The organism is Mesorhizobium sp. M8A.F.Ca.ET.202.01.1.1, assembly GCF_004791595.1.
Lineage (GTDB): Bacteria > Pseudomonadota > Alphaproteobacteria > Rhizobiales > Rhizobiaceae > Mesorhizobium.
This window is the reverse complement of record NZ_SRUN01000022.1, coordinates 29,455-48,979: the sequence shown is the minus strand read 5'-3', so window position 1 is coordinate 48,979 and position 19,525 is coordinate 29,455. Positions and strand designations below refer to the sequence as shown.

The following is a 19,525-nucleotide window of genomic DNA, read 5'->3' as shown; positions in this document are numbered from 1 at the left end:
ACGCTTCACCAGCATCGACCGTCGGCTGCTCAGCATGCGTGATGATGACGGCCTGGTCTCGCCGGGCGGTCCCGACGCCATTCGCCAGACGCTGCACCAGGGACGGCTGCGCAAGCTCGAGCGGATGCCTCGACGATGAGCTCGAAGCCACGCTGCGCCGCACCGGCGAACGCGGCGGACATCATCAAGACCATGCACCGCGAACTGACCGGCAAGGGGCTTGCCCGCAGTACCGCCGACTGGGTGATCCACGATCGAGCCGGCGAGCCCGTCCAGTCTCTCGTCGGTCGCGTTGTCGCGCGTGGACTGGCCGACGAGATCAATGACCGCCATTACATGATCGTCGACGCCGTCGACGGTAAGAGCCATTGGATCAACATCGGTAGAGGCGAGGCGACAGAACCGACGCCGCCGGCTGCATCGTGCATGTCACAGAAATGGTCGAGAAGGAGTGGCTTTGGCTGGCTGTCGATACAACGGCTTTGTCCTCGACGTTCTGGTGCAAAGCTGCAGAAATGCCAAGGCTGCAAAGCAGCTGATGCGCAGGCTCTGAAAAAGCAGGGCCATGCTCTGCGCGTGATGATCACCGACAAGCTCGGCTCCTCTGCCGTCGCCGGCATAGAGATCTTGTCGGAGGTCGAACATCACCGGCACAACGTTGCTTGACAATTGGCCGAAAACTCCCGCCTGCCTGTGCGACGACGAGAACGGATCACGAAGCGCTTCCAGTCACCACGCCAGCTTCAGCGGTTCGTCTCTATCCAAAACCCCATCGTCGATCTGTTCACTTCCCCGCCAATGTCTATCATCTTCCGACATTCGGGTCTGCGCAGCGCTGTCACAGAAAATACCGCGAAATCTCGCATGTCGCGCAGCTTGAAGTCTAACTTCGCTGGCCCGCTGTGCCGGCCTATCGGTGTTCCTCGGTGGCCAGGAGCCAGCGCCGACCTCCGCGGCCAGACCCACGTTGAGGTGCTAATTGACCCCAGTCGGAGTGGCTGGTCTAGGCCAAGCCGCCCTGTCTGATTGGGTGAGTCATCTCTCGATGGGTTTCGATCAGAAATCCACAAAAATGGTCCGTATGTTTCAATTAACCTGAGAAAATGGCGATCTATGGCAAGAGTTATCGTCGTATAGCTCCACCGTTCATCAGGCACAGCGGGAGAGATCGGCGAAATGCCGACGCCGACGCAGCAAGCTCTCAGGTACCCGAGACAGATTTGGGGATTCGCCGCGGGCCAGCCTCGCACCCGTTGCACCGTTCGGAGGTTAGAATGCCTAAAATAGTTGTCATCGGCGCCGGAATTGCCGGCGTGTCGACGACCTACGCATTGATAGAGCAAGGCTACGACGTAACTGTGGTCGAGCGGCGGCGCTATGCGGCGATGGAAACTTCATTCGCCAACGGTGGCCAGCTGTCCGCAAGCAATGCAGAAGTCTGGAATCACTGGTCCACCATCCTCAAAGGGATCAAGTGGATGCTTCGGCGGGATGCGCCGCTTCTTATGAACCCCACTCCGTCATGGCACAAGTACACCTGGCTGCTGGAATTCGTGTCCAATATTTCGCGATATCGCGAGAACACCATTGAAACGACCCGTTTGGCTATCGCGGCCCGTAAACACCTCTTCGATATCGCTGACCGAGAAGGGATCGATTTTGATCACGTCCGTCGCGGGATTCTGCATGTCTGTTGGGACAAAGCCGCCTTCGATCATGCGTTGAAGGTGAACGAGATGTTGAACGAGGGCGGCCTCGATCGTCGATCGGTGACGCCCGGCGAAATAGCCGGCATTGAACCTGCCCTGCATGGTAATTTTTATGGAGGATTTTACACCCCTTCGGATTCTACCGGCGACATCCACAAATATTGCGCGGGCTTGGAGAAGGCCTGCACAAAGCGTGGTGCCCAATTCATCTATGATGCTGCGGTAACTCGGATTGGACGCAGGGATCGCCTTGACCTCGCTTATACGACCGGTGGCGCCGATCAGACGCTGGAAGCCGACGGCATTGTAGTGTGTGCGGGAACGAACAGTCGCGATATCGCTGCGATGTTCGGGGATCGCGTCAACGTTTATCCGGTGAAAGGGTATTCAATTACGGTGGGGTTGGAGAGGTCTGCCTCAGATCTGGCACCTTGGGTAAGTATTCTGGACGACCGCGCAAAAATCGTGACCAGCCGCCTCGGCGCAGCGCGCCTGCGCGTAGCAGGCACCGCAGAGTTCAATGGTGTCAATTTCGACATCCGTGAGGATCGCATCAGACCTTTGGTAGACTGGACGCGTATGATGTTCCCGAAAGTGGCAACTGAGCACGTTGTGCCATGGGCGGGGCTTCGACCGATGATGCCAAATATGATGCCACGGGTCGGCAAGAGCCGGGTTCCGGGCGTGTTCTATAATACGGGTCACGGGCACCTAGGGTGGACGCTTTCTGCCGCTACGTCGGCGACGCTGGCCACAGTTGTGGCTACGGATCTTCCGGTCGATGCACGTTTGGCGGCATAGAGCCGCCTCTGTTATCAAGCTCAAGGGACTACAGATGACCAAACTGACATTGACATTTGCCAATTCAATCATTAGTCAGGCGTGCTTTACAGCAAACGGTAAGGGCCTGAAGCCCTGAGCATTGCGGTTCTCGATACTGGCGACCACTTGGTCGCGTTCCAGAAGCAAGTGGTGCTTCAATGCTCCGCTTTGAGATTGCATTCGGAAGGCTTACGGTGCCTTGGCCGCCGGATTCGGTTCACGCTGGCTCAACCAAGCGTCCGCAGACCGCCCTCACTTTGTAGCCGGGCTGACCGCTCACAGGCGGCCTGACTCAGGCAACCAGCGAAGCGCCTCGATCTTGCCGGGCCAGAGATCGGAGATCTGGCGGCCAATCAGGGCACATTTGCAATAGGGCCTGTGCCTCTGGCCCTATTTTGAAATGTTCCGCGCACTGGTTGCCCTTAGGTTGGTGGCTAAATGCTGCTGTCACGGCGCAAAACGTTTGGGAACAGGGTTAGAGATGGATCAGGAAGCCTCCTACGGCTTTGCGCCGACAGAGTTCGAAGAACGGGTCGCCCGGGCTCAGCGGTTAATGGGTCAACATCGCCTAGACGGCTTGTTGCTCACGTCGATGGACAACATCCGCTACTTCATCGGTGTCGATTCCACATTCTGGGAGAGCTATACCCGACCTTGGTTCGTGTTAATCCCTGCTACCGGTGCGCCCCTCGCAATCATTCCGGAGATCGGAAGGGCTATCATCGAGAAGACGTGGGTCAAGGAAATCAGATCCTGGCCTTCGCCTCGCCCAGAAGACGAGGGCACATCTCTTGTTGTCGAGGCGATATCGGGCCTACCCCGCCGACACGGACGCGTCGGAGCTGAACTTGGTTTCGAACTGCGACTGGGAATCCCGGTAACGCAATTGAATGCGATCAGCGGCGGTCTGAAAAGCGTCGAGATTATTGATGGCGCAAGCCTCATTTGGCAGCTTCGCATGATCAAGAGCCCGGCCGAGATCAGCAAAATCCAACAGGCCATCGACATCGCAGGTGCCGTATACGCCCAGGTGCCCGATTTCGTTAAGGTCGGCGATACCGAGCGTATGATCCTTCGGGAATTCCGCGGTCGCCTCAATGCTGGCGGCGCCGGCGCAATCCCAACCCTCATTTGCAGATCCGATGTCGGAGGGCCTTTCGAGATTACGGGCGGCCCAAGGGACCGGCCCATCGCTGATGGCGACCTGCTCTTCATCGACACAGGCACGACCTTCGACGGGTATTTCTGCGATTACGATCGCAATTACCAGATTGGCAGGGCTACAGATGCCCTACGGTATGCTCAGGAAAAGGTTTGGGAAGCGCACGAGACTGGGCTTCAAGCGGTAAGAGCGGGGCTTACTGCCGGATTTGTCTTTGAACAGATGGCCAAGGCACTCTCTTCGCGTGGTGCGGACCTCAACAGCAACGGACGCATGGGGCACGGCCTTGGGTTGCGGCTGACCGAGCCCCCGTCAATTCGACTGGAGGACGAGACAGTGTTGCAGCCAGGCATGGTGCTCTGCATTGAGCCTGCCTTGGAATACGAGCCAGGTAAAATCGTGCTGCACGAGGAAACAGTCGTGGTTACTGAAGGAAAGGCGCAACTGCTCACAGATCGGGCGCCGAAGCAGCTAGCGCAGATATGTTGATGGGGAAGAGACGCTGACGATTTGCGCTTTCCCCGAAGAGGTAGTTAGAGACCACCGATCATATGATCGAAAGTTCCTTAGCTACCTCCGCAAACGCCGTTACCGCATGGTCGATGTCCGCACTGGAATGCGCAGCCGACATCTGAGTGCGGATCCGCGCCTGGCCTTTCGGCACCACAGGAAATGAGAAGCCGATGACATAGATGCCGCGCTTCAGCATTCGCTGCGCCATCTCCTGCGCAAGGGCGGCATCGCCCAGCATCACCGGAATGATCGGATGATCGGCACCAGCAAGCGTAAAGCCCAGCCTACCCATTTGAGACCGGAAGCGTTCCGCATTGGCATATAGGCGCTCGCGTAGCGCGTCGCCATGCCGGATCAGCTCGAACACTTTCAGCGAGGCACCGGCAATCGCCGGCATCAGCGTGTTGGAGAAAAGATAGGGTCGCGATCGCTGGCGCAGCCAGTCGACCACCGGTTTTTTGCCCGATGTGTACCCCCCCGAGGCACCGCCCAGCGCCTTGCCGAGCGTGCCGGTGGTGATGTCCACCCTGCCCTCGACGCCACAATGTTCGGCCGAGCCACGACCGTTCTTGCCAACGAAGCCGACCGCGTGGCTATCGTCGACCATCACCACCGCATCGTATTTCTCGGCGAGGTCGCAGACCCCTCGCAGGTTGGCGATGATGCCGTCCATCGAGAACACGCCATCGGTGGCGATCAGCCGGAAACGGCAATCCTTCGCATCCTTCAGGCGCGCCTCGAGCTCGGCCATGTCGTTGTTGGCGTAGCGGAAGCGCTTTGTCTTCGACAGCCGCACACCGTCGATGATCGATGCGTGGTTCAGCGCATCGGAGATGATTGCATCCTCCTCACCGAACAGCGCCTCGAACAGGCCGCCATTGGCGTCGAAGCAGGAACCGTAGAGGATGGTCTCATCCATGCCGAGGAAGGCGGAAATCGTGGCTTCGAGCTCCTTGTGCTCTTCCTGGGTGCCGCAGATGAAGCGCACCGAGGCCATACCGTAGCCATATCGGTCGAGCGCCTGCTTGGCGGCCTCGCGCAGCTCAGGGCTGTCGGCGAGGCCGAGATAATTGTTGGCGCAGAAATTCAGCACCTTCTCGCCGCCGACCTCGATCTCGGCCGATTGGGTCGAGCTGATCACCCGCTCGGACTTGTAGAGCCCGGCTGATTTCAGGCCGGCGAGTCCGTTGGAGAGATGCAAGATGAAAGCGTCGGACATCGGCAAACTCACGGCAACACGGCCTTCCCCAATGGGAAGGCTTTTTCGACAAATATCGCGGCACTATCCGAAATTTACCGGGGTCGACCATGCGGGGTCGGCATGCTTCTCCCAATACAGATGTGTCAGCTGGCACGTCAGTCCACCGACCTTGCCGCCGCCTATCACGGTTTCGTCAATCTTGGACACGGGCATGATCCCGCCCGCTGTGGATGTGATGAAAACCTCATCGGCACCCTTCAGCTCGTCGCGATCAATGTCGCCGGCGCTGACAGAGAGGCCCAGTTCGCTGCATAGATCAAATACGGTCTGCCGGGTAATGCCGGCAAGGACGCCATAAGCCGGGGTCTTTAGACGGCCGGCTTTGACGATGAAAACGTTGAAGCCAGGCCCTTCGGCAATGTGATCGTTGATGTCGACAATCAATGCAGTTTCGGCACCGTAGTCATACGCATCAAACAGGCCTTTCACCAGATCGAGCCAGTGATAGTTCTTGATGGATGGATCGATCGACCTGGGCGGAATCCGAACGGTGTTGCTGATGGCGACGTGCAGGCCGCGCTCAAGCTGCTCTTTGTTCGCGACGGATCCGAACGGCACCGCGAATGCGATAAACCTATTCTCCGATTCCCGCGGGTCACGGCTAAAGGTGGGCGAGCCACCTCGCGTGCAGACCATTTCGACATATGCCGACTTGTGACCAGATAGCGCCACGCAGGTTGACAGAATCTTCTCGATCTCACTGCGGTTGTAGTGAAGCTTCATGCGGAGCTTTTCCATGCCGCGAAAGAACCGCTCCAGATGCAGGTCCAGCCTGAAGAACCGTCCGTTCCATACATGGACGGTGTCGTAGGTGGCATCGGAATGCAGAAAGCCCCAATCCAAGACGGATATTTTGGCTTCGGACATCGGCAGGTACTGACCGTCCATGAAGGCTACGCCATGAGGATACTGTCGTTGATCCAGGTGCCGTTGCTCTATGGTCGGGAGAGATGTTGCAGGTTCGGCTGCAGCAAGTGTCATTCCTGAGTCCTCCAAATCTTTCAATCCAGGCGCTTCGCACACCCGATCACGATTTACCGCCGCGAGACCGCCCAGCGGCTCCACGTCCCAGCAGTTCGAATGTTGGCGCACCTCGGACCACCCAGCACGCGGCGCGTGCCGGTGTCGACCCGACCGGGGCCATAAGCCCTTTGGTCCGACCACGGGTCACCCCGCGATCCAATTAAATCGCAGACTTCGATGCGCTGATTGCGATCAAAGTGGCGCGCCGGCCGAAATGCACGCTTCAAAAACCGGGTGGGAGTGGTGGAAACGTTCAGCCTTGAAGTGTCTACACTAGAACCCGGGGCTCAAACTTAACTCGGTCCAACGCAATCATGCTCTTGAACTTGCGCACATTGGGATTTGTGTAGAGTTTGGTCTTTACAAAAACGTCGAAGGCCTCGACGTCCTCCACCGCTACAATAAGAACGAAGTCGGCATCGCCTGTGATCATATAGCATTGAGTGACTTCTTTTGCCGTCCTCATCGCTCGCTTGAAGTCGTCGACGAGGTCCAAACGCTCACGGTCGAGTTCTACGGTGACGACCACTGTCAACGACTTCCCGAGCGCCTTGGGGTCGACTAAGGAGATATCAGCGGTCACAACCCCGTCGGCGCGTAACCTGTTGACCCGGCGCATGCATGAGGCAGCAGACGAACCCACGAGGTCCGCAAGCTCGGCAAACGACAGCCTGTTGTTCTTCTGAAGCGCCCCGAGTATCCGGCGGTCAAGATCATCTATCATCCCTGCACCTCAGATGCGAAACCATCATGTGGCATTAGCGATCCGAAATGCTCGTTGCAAGATCGGAGGCGTAACGAAACGCTACCCCATGCAAATGGAGCCATCATTGCAATCGTGATGGAAGCGTGATCGTTTCCTCTCATCCCAATGCGTGTTTTGACCAAAATATCCCAAATGTTTCCTGTAAATCTGCACAATGCCAGCCACATGGCGCTCCGTAGGACGACAGGCGCCGATGAATGGAGTCAGCATGTTCCAGAAGTTTTATCATCTGGCCGACGAGGCTACAGCTTGGCGCAGGCATCTTCATCAAAACCCCGAACTCGACTTCGCTGTGCATGAGACGGCACGTTTCGTCACGGAAAAGTTGGTGTCCTTTGGAATCAACTATATCGAAACCGGCATAGCCGGCACCGGCGTCGTCGCTTTCATCCAGGGCGAAGGCGGCGACGGGCCGACTATCGGCCTCCGTACAGATATGGACGCCTTGCCCATCCATGAAGTGTCTGGAAAGGATTGGTCCTCGAGGACCCCCGGGAAGATGCACGCCTGCGGTCACGACGGCCACACGGCGATGCTGCTTGGTGCTGCAAAGTACCTTTCCCAAAGAAGGAGTTTCAGAGGCACCGTCGCGCTTATCTTCCAGCCGGCCGAGGAGGTCGAATTGCCGTCGGGCGGGCTCAAGATGGTCGAAGACGGCTTTTTGGACCGTTTTGGCATCTCCCAGGTCTTCGGAATGCACAACTGGCCAGGGATCGATGTAGGCAAATTCGCGATCTGCGCAGGCTCGATGATGGCCTCCCAAGATGATTTCGATATCGTTGTAAAAGGTCGCGGCGGGCACGCTGCAGCCCCGCACCTTGCGGTCGATCCGGTCGTTATCGCCGCCCAAGTCATCACTGGCCTGCAAGGACTTGTGTCGCGCAGCACCGATCCAATCGAGTCGCTGGTAATTTCCGTCACGAAACTCAGGGCCTCGAATGCTTACAATGTGATCGCCGACGAAGTTGAACTGGCTGGAACCGTCCGCGCATTGGCCCCTTCCCTGCGTGACTTCGCCGAGACCCAGATCGAGCTCGTTGCGCGGAAAATCGCGCAAGCTTTCGGGGGCGACATTGCCTACCGGTACCGCCGATCGGTTCCAGCGGCAGTGAATGATAGCGCTGCCACTGCTCTTGCCATCCGTGCGGCTCAAGGCACCGGCGCGGCAGCGGTAGACGACAGATTGAGGCCGGCCATGGTTGCAGAAGATTTCGCTTACATGCTGCAGGCACGCCCAGGAGCCCTCATTTTCATCGGCAATGGCCCTTCGGCCGCTTTGCACAATGGCGCTTACGATTTTGACGATCACGCAATCCCGTACGGCGTGGCTTATTGGGTGAACGTCGTGGAGGCTGCCCTTGGAAAAGATGGCTAACATTTCAAAAAAGCTGGACTTATGGTTGGAACGTTTCGCCCATCCGGCACATTTGGCGAAATACCATGCAAAGAGTGCTCCATGATGCGCAAGTACGGTCGGTTGCATCTTTGCCACAGGCAGCCGCAATCAACCACGATCAATCGTGGCAGTAAGGGGTAGCAAAATGAAAACCAAAATGGGAACAGCCATTCTAGCAGCCGGTATTTCCTTGTTCGCAGGCGCCTACACGGTAACTGCAGGTCCACTTTCGGACCGCATCAGCGCCGGTCAGCCGATCCGGATCGGGTTCTCTAACGTGCCGATCTATGCCTTTCCGGACGACAAGGGCCAGCCAAAGGGGTTCGTGAACGACGTCGCGCTCGGCATTTTGAAAGACATGGGCCTGACCAATTTCGAGACCACCGTTACCGATTGGGGCGGCCTTATCCCCGGCCTGCAGGCCAACCGCTATGACATAATCACGGGTGGAATGTACATCCTGGGAAGCCGCTGCAAGAACGTTGCGTTTTCTGAGCCAATTGCGAAGACCGGTGATGCGTTTCTGGTGCCCGCCGGAAATCCCAAGGGCATCCACAACTACAAGGATATCCTTCAGAAGAACGCTGCATTCGTCACCTATTCAGGCGCAAACCTGATCGAGGCAGCAAAAAAGGAAGGCGTGAGCGACGACCAGATAACACAGGTGCCAGGACCGTCTGAGGTCCTGGCCGCGGTCAAATCGGGCCGCGCGGACGCCGGCGGTATGACCTATTTCGAAGTGAAGTCCATGGCGGATGGGTCGAACGGCCAGTTTGAAGCTACAAACCCCGCGGACCTGCCCGAATGGACACAGAACTGGGTGGGCATTGGGTTTCGCACGGAGGACGCTGATTTCTTGGCCAAGTTCAACGAGGCCTTGAAAAGATACGTTGGGACTCCTCGGATGATCGAGGCCATTAAGCCGTACGGCTTGTCCGAGGTTAATCTTCCGGGTCCCACCACGACCCAGTGGGCTTGCTCAAACCGGTAAGGTACAGCGGATGCGGGCACCCGCTGGGAGCCCGCATCCCGGTCCTGCTAGCGGATAGATTATGGGTTTTCTAGAGTTTCTTGCGCAGTACTGGCCCCGGTTGTTATCAGGCACCTGGGTGACGATCCTTATTTTTGCATGCTCGGCGGTTCTAAGCATCGCGTTATCGATGATCGCAGGCCTCTGCAAGCTTGCGCCAACGCCCCTTCTGCGAGCGGTCGCCGTTTGCTACGTCGAACTGTTCAGAGGCACGTCCCTATTGGTCCAGCTCTACTGGATCTTTTTCGTGCTTCCGCTCTTCGGCCTTACAATCGAGAAGTTTACCGCAGGGTGTTTGGCGATTGGCTTGAACATCGGGGCTTACGGCGCCGAACTGGTTAAGGGCGCCGTTCTTGCAGTGCCAAGGGGGCAGTGGGAAGCCGCATTGGCCATCAATATGGCTCCAGCCCAGCGGATGCGGCGCGTTATCCTCCCCCAGGCGCTGGTGATTGCATTGCCGGCCTGGGGCAATCTTTTGATCGAGTTGTTGAAGGCCACGGCCCTCGTGTCCCTAATATCGGTTTCGGACGTCATGTTCGAAGCCAAGCAGATCAACGGCCAGACATTTCTGTCGGCCCAGGTTTTCGGCGCAGCGCTGGTCATCTACTACATATTGGCGAGATTCTTGCTGACTCCCGGTATGCGCAGTCTCGAGAAGCGAATGCGCTCCAAGTTGGGCTCAGCTTGAGTCATGTTCAAATGGGACTGGGATTTCACCTGGCAAATCTTACCGCGGTTGATACACGCCACGGGCAACACCCTCATTGCCGCACTGTCCGGCTATGCTATTGCTATGGTGCTGGGTCTGGCACTTGCCCTTGTTCAGCGTGGCAATGCTACAGTCCTGCGTTGGCTCATTCGTGAACTGATAGAGTTTATCCGCTCGACACCGCTCCTCGTTCAGGTTTTTTTTGTTTTCTACGTTGCCCCACAATTTGGAGTTCGGCTGAGTCCATGGGTATCAGGGATGCTAGCCATCGGGCTCCACTATGCCTGCTACCTGTCCGAAGTCTATCGCGGCGGGATCGAAGGGGTCGCCCATGGGCAATGGGAGGCGGCAACCGCGCTGAACATGTCCACCAAACAGACCTATGTTCGAATCGTCATCCCTCAGGCAATCCCGCTCTGCATTCCAGGAATGGGTAACTATCTGGTTGGTATATTCAAAGACACCCCGATGCTCTCGGTGATAGGTGTCGCAGAGCTGATGCACACGGCCAACGCTATTGGAACCGAGAATTACCGTTTCCTAGAGCCTTACACTTCGGTCGGAGTGATATTCCTAGCGATTTCATTGCCTTCAGCCGGCTTGGTGAACCTATTGGAACGGTATCTCCGCCATAGGTTAGGAACTTAACATGACCAACCTTATGAACATGCCCCTGCAACTCACTGGCGATACCACGCCCGTCGTGAGTTTCAGAAAGGTGCGAAAGGCCTACGGGCCGATCGTTGTGCTTGAAGACCTGAACCTTGATGTGGCGGCAGGAGAAACGGTCACCATCGTAGGCCCGTCAGGATCAGGCAAGACAACCGTATTGAGAGTCTTGATGACACTGGAGACAATCAATGGAGGATGTATTTACGTCGATGGAAAGCCCCTGACCCACATGGAAAAGAATGGAGTGCTGGTCCCGGCTAGTCAAAAATACATTCGCAGCCGCCGCTCCGATATCGGCATGTGCTTTCAGCATTTCAATCTTTTTCCCCACATGACTGCCCTGGAGAATTGCATGGAGGGCCCGGTTCAGGTGTTAAACATGCCAAAAGCCGAGGCTCGCGACCGCTGTGTCGAGTTGCTCGAAATGGTCGGCATGCTTCATAAAATGGATCAGCACCCCTCGAGGCTGTCAGGCGGCCAGCAGCAGCGCGTAGCAATCGCCCGCGCGCTAGCAATGCGACCGAAGGTTATGCTGTTTGACGAGGTCACATCCGCGCTTGACCCAGAAGTTATTGGTGAGGTCACTAACGTCATCAGGAAGCTCGTCGCGGAACATAACCTGACCATGCTGATGGTGACGCATCAGATGGGGTTCGCCCGCGATATTTCTGACAGGGTGTGTTTCTTCTACGGCGGCAAGATTGAGGAACAAGGTACCCCAGCAGAGTTATTCTCAAACCCGCAAAGGGAGAGGACCCAGCAGTTTCTTCGCGCCGTAAAGGAAGCCATCTGATCAGGATCGGCCTCGCCCAAAATGATTGACGCGGGCTCAAAATGGCTCGAGAAGCGGCCAACGCTCTTTGCCTTTAACTTCGCTGGACGGTCCCTCCTGTAGATCCGTTTCATGCCACGCAAGACTATGCAGAGCCTATTTCAACCGGCATCATCTTTTGACACGTATGCAGGCCATGCATGGCCTAATTTGCACCTGGTCACGCTTCCCCATGATCGTGCCTAGCGATCAGACGAAGCTACGTAGCGCCTGTTGAGAGCCCTAGGGCGGGCTTGTGACGGCTTGGCAATGCATGGGGCGTTAGAGGTGGAAACGTGGTGCGTGGTTGTGTCGGGCGAACAGCAGCGTACGCGCAGCTTCAACGCCACCCTTGGAGCCGTTCTCCCGAAAGCATCCCGCGATTGGTGTACGGATACTCTCGCAACCTGGAACCGATAAGACACTATTTTGATCAAGGAACGCCATCATGACACCTGCCTTGACGCCGATTTCTTCCCCCGATTGGTCGATGCTATCGCTGGCAGACGTGGACCCGTTCCCAAGTTACGATGAACTCAGGAGGCGCGGCCCCTTGGTGTGGGACCCCGGCATGAACTGCTGGCTCGCCGTCAGTTACGATGCCTGCAAAATTACGGAATCCGATGAAGAAACTTTCCGGATCATGTACGTCGACGCATCGCCGAAGACGCTCGAGATCAATGGCGGGGCGACCGGCGTATCGGTGATGACCGGTGAGAAACACGCGGCCATGCGGCGGGTTTATCTCAAGCTTCTCAGCCCCAGTGCCATGACAAAATACCGAGTTGACCACGTGTTGCCCGTTATCAACGATGCGATAGACCGCTTCCAGAAAAGGGGCGGTGCTGAACTCGTCACTGAGTATGCGCAGGCCATTCCAGAGCGGGTAATGGCCTCAATGTTCGGGCTCCCGTGGAAGGACGATGCGCTCGTCACGCAGGTTGCGGAGTGGCACAAGGATATCGTGGCTTGGATCGGTATGAAAAATGCCGGCGGCGAATTGATGCAAAAAGCTCAGCATGCGTCGGACAAGCTGAACGAGCTGTTCCTTCCCCTCGTCCTGGAACGAAAAGACAAGCGCGGAGACGATTTCATAAGCTTGCTCTGGTCGCAGGGCGAGAAAGATTATCCTGGCCTCGGGGTAACGGAAGTTCTCCATAATACACGAGATTCTGCCATTGGCTCAGGAGAAACGACGGCAAATGCCATTGCCAACGCGGTCTACCTTTATCTGACTAATCCCGAAGCCCGGCGTGCAATCACAAACGATCAGGGAGCAACCCTCAACGTCTTCGTGGAAGAGACCCTGCGGCTTTTGGGATCCGTGCAATGGCGCTTCCGCGTAGCGAACCACGACGTATCGGTCTTGGGTGTTTCGGTGAAGAAGGACGACGTGATTTGCAATCTGCACGCGGCCGCGAACCGCGATCCGGAACACTATAGTTGTCCACACGCCCTGGATCTCACCAGAAAAGCGCCGAATGACCATCTGGCCCTGAACGTTGGCCCGCGGCTCTGCGCAGGCATGCACTTTGCCCGGCTTTTAATGCGTGAAGGCATGAAGGGCCTTATCGAACGGCTTCCCGAGCTACGGCTTGATCCGTCCATGGAGCCGCCACGCTTTAGGAACTATTCCCATCGTTCCTACGGACCACTCAACGTTCTATTTTGAGGTAAATCAGGGTGAGAATAGTCGTATACGACCAGGGCGGCGCAAGAGTCGAAATCCGTGATGTAGCCGGACAAACTCTTATGAGCGTTATCCGCGATGCAGGCCTCAACATCACGGCCCAATGCGGCGGCTGTGCGGCATGCGCGACGTGCCACGTATATGTGGAAGATGAATGGACCAGCAAGCTAAAGCCAGTCAGCGATGTTGAAGATGCCATGCTGGACATCGCTGAAGAGCGGCAGGAGAACTCTCGACTCTCTTGTCAAGTCAAGCTGACTGAAGATCTCGACGGTTTGACCGTGAGGCTGGCACCTGGTTCCGGATTCTAGCGCAAGCCTATCACCTCTTGCGGCCCTTTTTTGCAGCAATCCAACGACGGCGGAAGCACGCCTTATGCGAAAGAGACTACTGATAGTCGGGGGCTCATACGCCGCATCCGAGTTGGCGTGCCAGGCGCGTGAGAGCGGCTATGCGGAAGAGATCTTGATCGTTAGTGATGAAGGCGACCTTCCATACCATAGGCCGCCCCTTTCCAAGTCCTATCTCAAGGACCCTGGTGAGGAGCTCATGCCTCTAAGGGCAGAAGCCTTCTACAGGGACAAGGCCATTGAAGTAGAGCTGGGCTCGAAAGTCGTCGCGATTGACGGGCGTGGGAATCGTGCCACCCTGTCCAACGACGTTGTCATACCATTCGACACCCTGGCCCTGACAACAGGCGCCCGTGCGCGCACGCTGCCCGGCCTCGAAACATGCCCCGGCAACCTGCACTACGTTCGCAGCGTTGCAGATGCCCGAAATCTTCGCTTGGCAATCCCTGGTGCGGAAAAGGTAGTGATTATCGGCGCAGGGTTCATTGGTCTCGAAGTCGCATCTGCCCTTGTTCGGCAAAACAAACACGTAACGGTAGTGGAAGCTGCGGACCGGGTTCTGGCTCGCGCGGTATCCCCGGAACTTTCGAGATTGCTGTCGGCAATTCACGCACAAAACGGGGTGAACCTAATCACTTCCCGTAAGGTGCGCCCGATCATTGGCCCCAGCGGCCAGATCAATCGTCTCGAAATGGACGACAGCTTGATCCTGAAAGCGGATATCGTCGTTGTTGGGGTCGGCTCTCAGCCCAATCTCGAGCTCGCGCAGCAGCTCGAGTTGCATGTGGGAAACGGGATTATTGTCGACAATAGGTCGCGCACCTCCAAGAGCAACGTATTTGCAGCGGGAGACTGCGCCACGTTCGCTGGTGAGTTCAACCGCGCGGGGATCCGCCTTGAATCGGTGCAGAACGCGATCGATCAGGCCCGCATAGCCGGCAACGCGATAGCTGGAGGAGACAAAGTCTACCACGCCGTACCTTGGTTCTGGTCCGATCAGTACGAGTCGAAAATCCAGATTGCGGGTCTATCTAGCGAGACGACCCATTCTGAATCGCGGCGCGGAGAGAAATCGGATGTTTCTGTGTTTCATTTCCGCGACGACGTCTGCGTCAGCGTTGAAAGCGTTAATCGTCCCCGAGACCACATGGCAGCGCGCCGCCTTCTGGCGGGCGGTAAGGACATTACCAGACGGCGTCTTCAAGAGGTTGATTTCAATATATCGGCCCTCCTAAACGCCTAGGCGTCCATAATACCAAGAGGCAGCATCATGTCTACTTCAGCTCAGTTAGCGTTGCATGATGAGATATTCTCTGTCGCCAGCGTGGCACAGGGCGTGCCCGCTTGCACTGAAGCTGAGTGTCTGGCGTACGGCAATGGTGTTTGGGTTGAGGTCGAGGGAATATGCGACTGTATCCGCCACTGGTCGTCCGGTTTGTCCAATCGGACCCCAATGGCAGTGTTCTACATACATGGCGATCGCTTGTGGTTTGGAGAACCTGCGGGGTACGAGGACAACAGCGTTGCGAGGCAGCAGACCTATGCGAATATGACAGCGTCTTCGCTCGGAATGCCGTTCGTCAAGATCGCCCGGCCGGGACTCTATGGGTCGTCGGGCAAACACAGTTTGGCTCGCCAGATGCGCGAGATGGAGCTCGTTGCGGGGGCTGTTCGACAGCTTATCGCACGCCATAATATCAAGCGTTACGGATTTGCGGGACAGTCCGGCGGCGGTAGTGTAGCCAGTTATTTGCTGACGCAATTTCCGGACGTAGAATGTGTCGCATTTTCAGCCGCTTGCCTGTCCCTGGATGGGCTGCGCAGGGGTAGCCTGGAGCGCAGTGGGTACGATGGAGCGGATAATATCTATGACCCGGTTGTGCATCTGTCCAAGATCGCGATGAATCCTCGCCGTCGCTTGTTTGTCATTGGTGATGAAAAGGATGAGTCAGCGCTATTTTTGAACCTGGAGGACTACTATCAGGCTGCGAAGGCGCTAGGCCACGATGTCACTCTCATCCGAACCGAAGCTCTCGGTAACAACCATGTCCTGGACGCCACAGGCCAGCACGCGGTGGCGTGGGCTTTGAAGGGACTGTCCACGAAACAGATCGAAAAGAAAATCGCCAGCAAAGAAATCGTGGGTTAAACGGTGGCTGGCTGAGACAAACGAGGAGATCTACCAAGTTGCTCATATTTGCAATGTGAGTATGCCTGTTCCGTGCCCAGGCAGCTTTTGCAGAAACGCTGCCGGCAATTAGCTGATATCAGTTGATCAGGGACACCAAGAGACATCCGTGTTAGTCAGTCACATGACATGTCGAAGCGAACAAGCCAGTAGCCAAGATTAAGGATATAAATCATGAAAACGCGCGCCGCTGTCGCTGTCGCCGCCGGAAAGCCGCTGGAGATCATGGAGGTCGATCTCGACGGCCCACGTGAGGGCGAGGTGCTGGTCGAGATCAAGGCGACCGGCATCTGCCACACCGACGAATTCACGCTGTCTGGCGCCGATCCGGAAGGCCTATTTCCGGCGATTCTGGGCCATGAGGGCGCCGGCGTGGTCGTCGATATCGGCAAGGGCGTCACCTCGCTCAAGAAGGGCGACCACGTCATCCCGCTCTACACGCCCGAATGCCGCCAGTGCCATTCCTGCCTGTCGCGAAAAACCAATCTGTGCACGGCCATCCGCGCCACCCAGGGCCAGGGCCTGATGCCCGATGGTTCATCGCGCTTCTCGATCGGCAAGGACAAGATCTTTCACTATATGGGCTGCTCGACTTTCTCCAATTTCACCGTGCTGCCCGAGATCGCGCTGGCCAAGGTCAACCCCGACGCGCCCTTCGACAAGATCTGCTACATCGGCTGCGGCGTCACCACCGGTATCGGCGCTGTGATCAACACTGCCAAGGTCGAGATCGGCGCGACAGCCGTGGTCTTCGGCCTCGGCGGTATCGGCCTCAACGTCATACAGGGCCTGAAACTTGCCGGCGCCGACATGATCATCGGCGTCGATTTGAACAACGACAAGCAGGAATGGGGCGAGCGGTTCGGCATGACGCATTTCGTCAATCCGAAGGAGATCGACGGCGATGTCGTGCCCCACCTCGTCAACATGACCAAGCGTGGCGCCGACCAGATCGGCGGCGCCGACTACACATTCGACTGCACCGGCAGCACCAAGGTGATGCGCCAGGCGCTGGAAGCCTCGCATCGCGGCTGGGGCAAGTCGGTCGTCATCGGCGTCGCCGGTGCCGGCCAGGAGATCTCGACGCGGCCGTTCCAACTGGTCACCGGCCGCACCTGGATGGGAACCGCCTTCGGCGGCGCGCGCGGCCGCACCGACGTGCCGAAGATCGTCGACTGGTACATGGCCGGCAAGATCGAGATCGATCCGATGATCACCCACACGCTGAAGCTCGAGGACATCAACAGGGGTTTTGACCTCATGCATGAAGGCAAGTCGATCAGGAGTGTGGTGGTTTACTGAGGAGGAGAAAGCCGCCGGCTAACCAGCCAGCGGCCGAAAAATGCAGATGCTCAACACGGGAGGAGACAAAATGCCGGAAAAACTGCATCCTAAAATCGACAATGGACTGCCACGGGAAAAGCCCGACTTTGCCGGCGGCACGCTGGTCTGCGCCTGCACCAGCAACCCGGTCAAGGTGAAGGTCAAGGGCCAGATCGCCCACAACCATGCCTGCGGCTGCACCAAATGCTGGAAGCCGGAAGGCGCATTGTTCTCGGTCGTGGCGGTTGCCGCTACAAACGACGTGACCGTGACCGAAAACGGCGACAAGCTGAAGGTGGTCGATCCGGGCGCGCTGATCCTGCGCCATGCCTGCACGGGCTGCGGCGTCCACATGCACGGCCCGGTCGAGCGCGACCATCCGTTCAAGGGCCTGTCCTTCATCCATCCGGAACGCTTCCAGGAAGACGGCTGGTCGCCGCCGGGCTTCACCGCCTTTGTCTCGTCGATCATTGAATCCGGTGTCGATCCGAGCCGCATGGACGGCATAAGGTCACAGCTGAAGTCGATCGGGCTCGAACCTTATGATTGCCTCAATCCAGGACTGATGGACTATATCGCCACCTGGACGGCTAAGAAGTCTGGCGCACTGCGGGCCTGAAACGTTGCGATAGGGCCGGGTACTGTCCGGCCCTTGCGCAACGCTGGAATTCACACACCGGGTGGAAAGAAGTATCATATGGGACTTTCTCCAGCCAAGAAAGCACGATGCAGGTCCGCAAAGAAAACGCAGACAAACACCTTCAGTACCCCGCCGCGCTCGACGGGGCTACGATGCCTCTTATTTCGATGGTGCGCGGACGTTAGCTTCTTCTATTTACTAAGGGGTCGGAAATGGTGCAATCGACCAGCCGATTAAGTCCACAGCCTCCTGAAGTATCGCCTCGGTCTGCGCACGGGTGGCTGAAGCGGCGATGACACATCCGATCCAGTCTCCGAGATCGCCTTTCCTAACGATGGGCGTCTTGGGTTCAACATAAAACGTGACCTCGGCTACCCCCGGTATGGCAGCCGCCCGACTGTCGCCACTGATCCAATCGAGAGTGCCATCGCGATCAGGTATCAAAAAACGCGCGGCCGCAGTGCGCGAATGCATTCTGCGCAAATTCGATTCCTCGCCGATGACAAGCTTGATGTGCTCGGTGACGAGATCGAGCCCGTAAGTGAGCTGAACCAGTTGAGGACCGGGCACACCACCAAGACGCGGGTTAACTTCAATAACCACAGGGCCACGGTTCGTCCAACGGAATTCTATGCAGGTGGGTCCCCAACCAAGGCCGAGAGCGCGCAAACAGGTCAGGGAAAGTTCAACAATCCGCTCTTGCTCTTCATCAGTCAGTAGGGCCGGTAGGGTGTATTCACGAAAGACGAAGTACGGCTCGGGGCCGACCTCACCGCCGTAAATCCCGATGACCTCATCTCCCATTATCTCGGAGCAATAGTAGGGACCTTGCGCGAATTCTTCGACCAGGATCCTGGGTGAAAACCGCCATACGTGCTTCCCACCCAATAGATAAGTCGTATGTTCCTTTAACTCATCGACGTTTCGGCACAACCGGACCCCGCTGCTGGCGTTGCCTACCGCTGGCTTAAGAACCACCGGCAGGCCGATTTCGGCGGCGGCGCTTTTAACGTCCGCCGCATCCGCTGCCAAGCGATAAAGAGGGAGGGGAACGCCAGCCTCCGCAAGAAGCTGAAGTTGAATAAATTTGTCGGAGCACTGTTCAATCGATGCCGGGTTCGGTCCAGGTAGATCGAAATGCCGACAGAGCCTGCCAGCTGTCGCATAGACCCATTCGCCGGGGTTCGGAAAGCCGGTAATGCCGGCAATGTCATAGTTCTCAGCCAGGCGGGAACATTCGCGGATTAGCGCATCGAGATTGTCTGTATCCACACATATCGCCTCTATGCCTTCCGCCGCAAGATAGTCGTACCGAGTTGGATCAGATGACATAACAAATGGTAAAAGATCAAGATTCTTAGCCGCTTTGACGTATCGGGAACCATTACTTGAAGATTCAATGAAGATGAGCGCTCTTCTTGCCACTTGTTTCGACCTCCAATATTTCGTGCTGTGCGGCT

Annotated in this window: 18 protein-coding genes and 1 pseudogene; 15 read left to right on the top strand and 4 right to left on the bottom strand. The window is 57.1% G+C overall.

The genetic code is table 11. The features are described from left to right. Positions 1 to 192 precede the first annotated feature (192 nt). The 4 genes and pseudogenes from EN845_RS36845 to EN845_RS31510 all read left to right on the top strand — a co-directional run bounded on the left by EN845_RS36845 (position 193) and on the right by EN845_RS31510 (position 4,182). Positions 193 to 666 carry a DUF3363 domain-containing protein gene (locus EN845_RS36845; protein ID WP_348631115.1) on the top strand — a complete coding sequence of 158 codons (474 nt, stop codon included), beginning with the start codon at positions 193 to 195 and terminating at the stop codon, positions 664 to 666. A 608-nt stretch (positions 667 to 1,274) separates the two neighbouring features. Beyond that, positions 1,275 to 2,510, top strand: a complete 1,236-nt coding sequence (locus EN845_RS31520) for a D-amino acid dehydrogenase (protein WP_127309732.1) — start codon at positions 1,275 to 1,277, stop codon at positions 2,508 to 2,510. A 34-nt stretch (positions 2,511 to 2,544) separates the two neighbouring features. Beyond that, a pseudogene (locus EN845_RS36840) lies at positions 2,545 to 2,805 on the top strand (heme-binding protein); the annotation flags it as partial. Positions 2,806 to 3,012: 207 nt separating this feature from the next. Continuing rightward, a complete protein-coding gene (locus EN845_RS31510) occupies positions 3,013 to 4,182 on the top strand; it encodes a Xaa-Pro peptidase family protein (protein WP_127309733.1) in 1,170 nt (389 codons plus the stop codon). 58 nt (positions 4,183 to 4,240) lie between these two features. On the opposite strand, the gene EN845_RS31505 is transcribed toward EN845_RS31510, so the two are convergent. The 3 genes from EN845_RS31505 to EN845_RS31495 form a co-directional block, all read right to left on the bottom strand. Beyond that, positions 4,241 to 5,425 (bottom strand): glycine C-acetyltransferase, encoded by a 1,185-nt coding sequence (locus EN845_RS31505; protein ID WP_127309734.1) that lies wholly within the window; start codon positions 5,423 to 5,425, stop codon positions 4,241 to 4,243. A gap of 63 nt (positions 5,426 to 5,488) precedes the next feature. Then, complete coding sequence (locus tag EN845_RS31500; RefSeq protein WP_245463536.1) at positions 5,489 to 6,448, bottom strand: aminotransferase class IV; 960 nt, start codon at positions 6,446 to 6,448, stop codon at positions 5,489 to 5,491. Between the two features lie 310 nt (positions 6,449 to 6,758). Then, positions 6,759 to 7,214 (bottom strand): Lrp/AsnC family transcriptional regulator, encoded by a 456-nt coding sequence (locus EN845_RS31495; RefSeq protein WP_127309735.1) that lies wholly within the window; start codon positions 7,212 to 7,214, stop codon positions 6,759 to 6,761. Between the two features lie 250 nt (positions 7,215 to 7,464). On the opposite strand from EN845_RS31495, the gene EN845_RS31490 reads away from it, so the two are divergent. The 11 genes from EN845_RS31490 to gfa all read left to right on the top strand — a co-directional run bounded on the left by EN845_RS31490 (position 7,465) and on the right by gfa (position 18,044). Continuing rightward, on the top strand, positions 7,465 to 8,631 hold the full coding sequence (locus EN845_RS31490) for an amidohydrolase (RefSeq protein WP_245478204.1): 1,167 nt from the start codon (positions 7,465 to 7,467) through the stop codon (positions 8,629 to 8,631). A gap of 166 nt (positions 8,632 to 8,797) precedes the next feature. Next, complete coding sequence (locus EN845_RS31485) at positions 8,798 to 9,643, top strand: transporter substrate-binding domain-containing protein (RefSeq protein WP_127309737.1); 846 nt, start codon at positions 8,798 to 8,800, stop codon at positions 9,641 to 9,643. A 61-nt stretch (positions 9,644 to 9,704) separates the two neighbouring features. After that, complete coding sequence (gene ehuC, locus EN845_RS31480) at positions 9,705 to 10,370, top strand: ectoine/hydroxyectoine ABC transporter permease subunit EhuC (RefSeq protein ID WP_127309738.1); 666 nt, start codon at positions 9,705 to 9,707, stop codon at positions 10,368 to 10,370. 3 nt (positions 10,371 to 10,373) lie between these two features. Then, positions 10,374 to 11,039, top strand: coding sequence for an ectoine/hydroxyectoine ABC transporter permease subunit EhuD (ehuD, locus tag EN845_RS31475; RefSeq protein ID WP_127309739.1), 666 nt, complete (start codon positions 10,374 to 10,376; stop codon positions 11,037 to 11,039). Position 11,040: 1 nt separating this feature from the next. Next, positions 11,041 to 11,856, top strand: coding sequence for an ectoine/hydroxyectoine ABC transporter ATP-binding protein EhuA (gene ehuA, locus EN845_RS31470; RefSeq protein ID WP_127309740.1), 816 nt, complete (start codon positions 11,041 to 11,043; stop codon positions 11,854 to 11,856). Positions 11,857 to 12,322: 466 nt separating this feature from the next. After that, a complete protein-coding gene (locus EN845_RS31465) occupies positions 12,323 to 13,546 on the top strand; it encodes a cytochrome P450 (RefSeq protein WP_127309741.1) in 1,224 nt (407 codons plus the stop codon). An 11-nt stretch (positions 13,547 to 13,557) separates the two neighbouring features. Further along, a complete protein-coding gene (locus EN845_RS31460; RefSeq protein WP_127309742.1) occupies positions 13,558 to 13,875 on the top strand; it encodes a 2Fe-2S iron-sulfur cluster-binding protein in 318 nt (105 codons plus the stop codon). Between the two features lie 64 nt (positions 13,876 to 13,939). Beyond that, positions 13,940 to 15,157, top strand: coding sequence for an FAD-dependent oxidoreductase (locus EN845_RS31455; RefSeq protein WP_127309743.1), 1,218 nt, complete (start codon positions 13,940 to 13,942; stop codon positions 15,155 to 15,157). A 27-nt stretch (positions 15,158 to 15,184) separates the two neighbouring features. Next, the gene (locus EN845_RS31450; protein WP_127309744.1) at positions 15,185 to 16,063 is read left to right on the top strand and encodes a hypothetical protein; all 879 of its coding nucleotides are present in this window, start codon (positions 15,185 to 15,187) and stop codon (positions 16,061 to 16,063) included. Positions 16,064 to 16,276: 213 nt separating this feature from the next. Then, the gene (locus tag EN845_RS31445; RefSeq protein ID WP_127309745.1) at positions 16,277 to 17,404 is read left to right on the top strand and encodes an S-(hydroxymethyl)glutathione dehydrogenase/class III alcohol dehydrogenase; all 1,128 of its coding nucleotides are present in this window, start codon (positions 16,277 to 16,279) and stop codon (positions 17,402 to 17,404) included. Positions 17,405 to 17,474: 70 nt separating this feature from the next. Further along, a complete protein-coding gene (gfa, locus tag EN845_RS31440; RefSeq protein WP_127309746.1) occupies positions 17,475 to 18,044 on the top strand; it encodes an S-(hydroxymethyl)glutathione synthase in 570 nt (189 codons plus the stop codon). Between the two features lie 219 nt (positions 18,045 to 18,263). Here gfa and EN845_RS31435 read toward each other — a convergent pair whose 3' ends face one another. After that, complete coding sequence (locus EN845_RS31435; RefSeq protein ID WP_127309747.1) at positions 18,264 to 19,490, bottom strand: acetyl-CoA carboxylase biotin carboxylase subunit family protein; 1,227 nt, start codon at positions 19,488 to 19,490, stop codon at positions 18,264 to 18,266. Positions 19,491 to 19,525: the final 35 nt, after the last annotated feature.

What these genes read in the sequence shown, in the direction of transcription:
- EN845_RS36845 (WP_348631115.1), top strand. Translation starts at nt 193, where the DNA reads ATGCACCGCGAACTGACCGGCAAGGGGCTTGCCCGCAGTACCGCCGAC.
- EN845_RS31520 (WP_127309732.1), top strand. Translation starts at nt 1,275, where the DNA reads ATGCCTAAAATAGTTGTCATCGGCGCCGGAATTGCCGGCGTGTCGACG.
- EN845_RS31510 (WP_127309733.1), top strand. Translation starts at nt 3,013, where the DNA reads ATGGATCAGGAAGCCTCCTACGGCTTTGCGCCGACAGAGTTCGAAGAA.
- EN845_RS31505 (WP_127309734.1), bottom strand. Translation starts at nt 5,425, where the DNA reads ATGTCCGACGCTTTCATCTTGCATCTCTCCAACGGACTCGCCGGCCTG.
- EN845_RS31500 (WP_245463536.1), bottom strand. Translation starts at nt 6,448, where the DNA reads ATGACACTTGCTGCAGCCGAACCTGCAACATCTCTCCCGACCATAGAG.
- EN845_RS31495 (WP_127309735.1), bottom strand. Translation starts at nt 7,214, where the DNA reads ATGATAGATGATCTTGACCGCCGGATACTCGGGGCGCTTCAGAAGAAC.
- EN845_RS31490 (WP_245478204.1), top strand. Translation starts at nt 7,465, where the DNA reads ATGTTCCAGAAGTTTTATCATCTGGCCGACGAGGCTACAGCTTGGCGC.
- EN845_RS31485 (WP_127309737.1), top strand. Translation starts at nt 8,798, where the DNA reads ATGAAAACCAAAATGGGAACAGCCATTCTAGCAGCCGGTATTTCCTTG.
- ehuC (WP_127309738.1), top strand. Translation starts at nt 9,705, where the DNA reads ATGGGTTTTCTAGAGTTTCTTGCGCAGTACTGGCCCCGGTTGTTATCA.
- ehuD (WP_127309739.1), top strand. Translation starts at nt 10,374, where the DNA reads ATGTTCAAATGGGACTGGGATTTCACCTGGCAAATCTTACCGCGGTTG.
- ehuA (WP_127309740.1), top strand. Translation starts at nt 11,041, where the DNA reads ATGACCAACCTTATGAACATGCCCCTGCAACTCACTGGCGATACCACG.
- EN845_RS31465 (WP_127309741.1), top strand. Translation starts at nt 12,323, where the DNA reads ATGACACCTGCCTTGACGCCGATTTCTTCCCCCGATTGGTCGATGCTA.
- EN845_RS31455 (WP_127309743.1), top strand. Translation starts at nt 13,940, where the DNA reads ATGCGAAAGAGACTACTGATAGTCGGGGGCTCATACGCCGCATCCGAG.
- EN845_RS31450 (WP_127309744.1), top strand. Translation starts at nt 15,185, where the DNA reads ATGTCTACTTCAGCTCAGTTAGCGTTGCATGATGAGATATTCTCTGTC.
- EN845_RS31445 (WP_127309745.1), top strand. Translation starts at nt 16,277, where the DNA reads ATGAAAACGCGCGCCGCTGTCGCTGTCGCCGCCGGAAAGCCGCTGGAG.
- gfa (WP_127309746.1), top strand. Translation starts at nt 17,475, where the DNA reads ATGCCGGAAAAACTGCATCCTAAAATCGACAATGGACTGCCACGGGAA.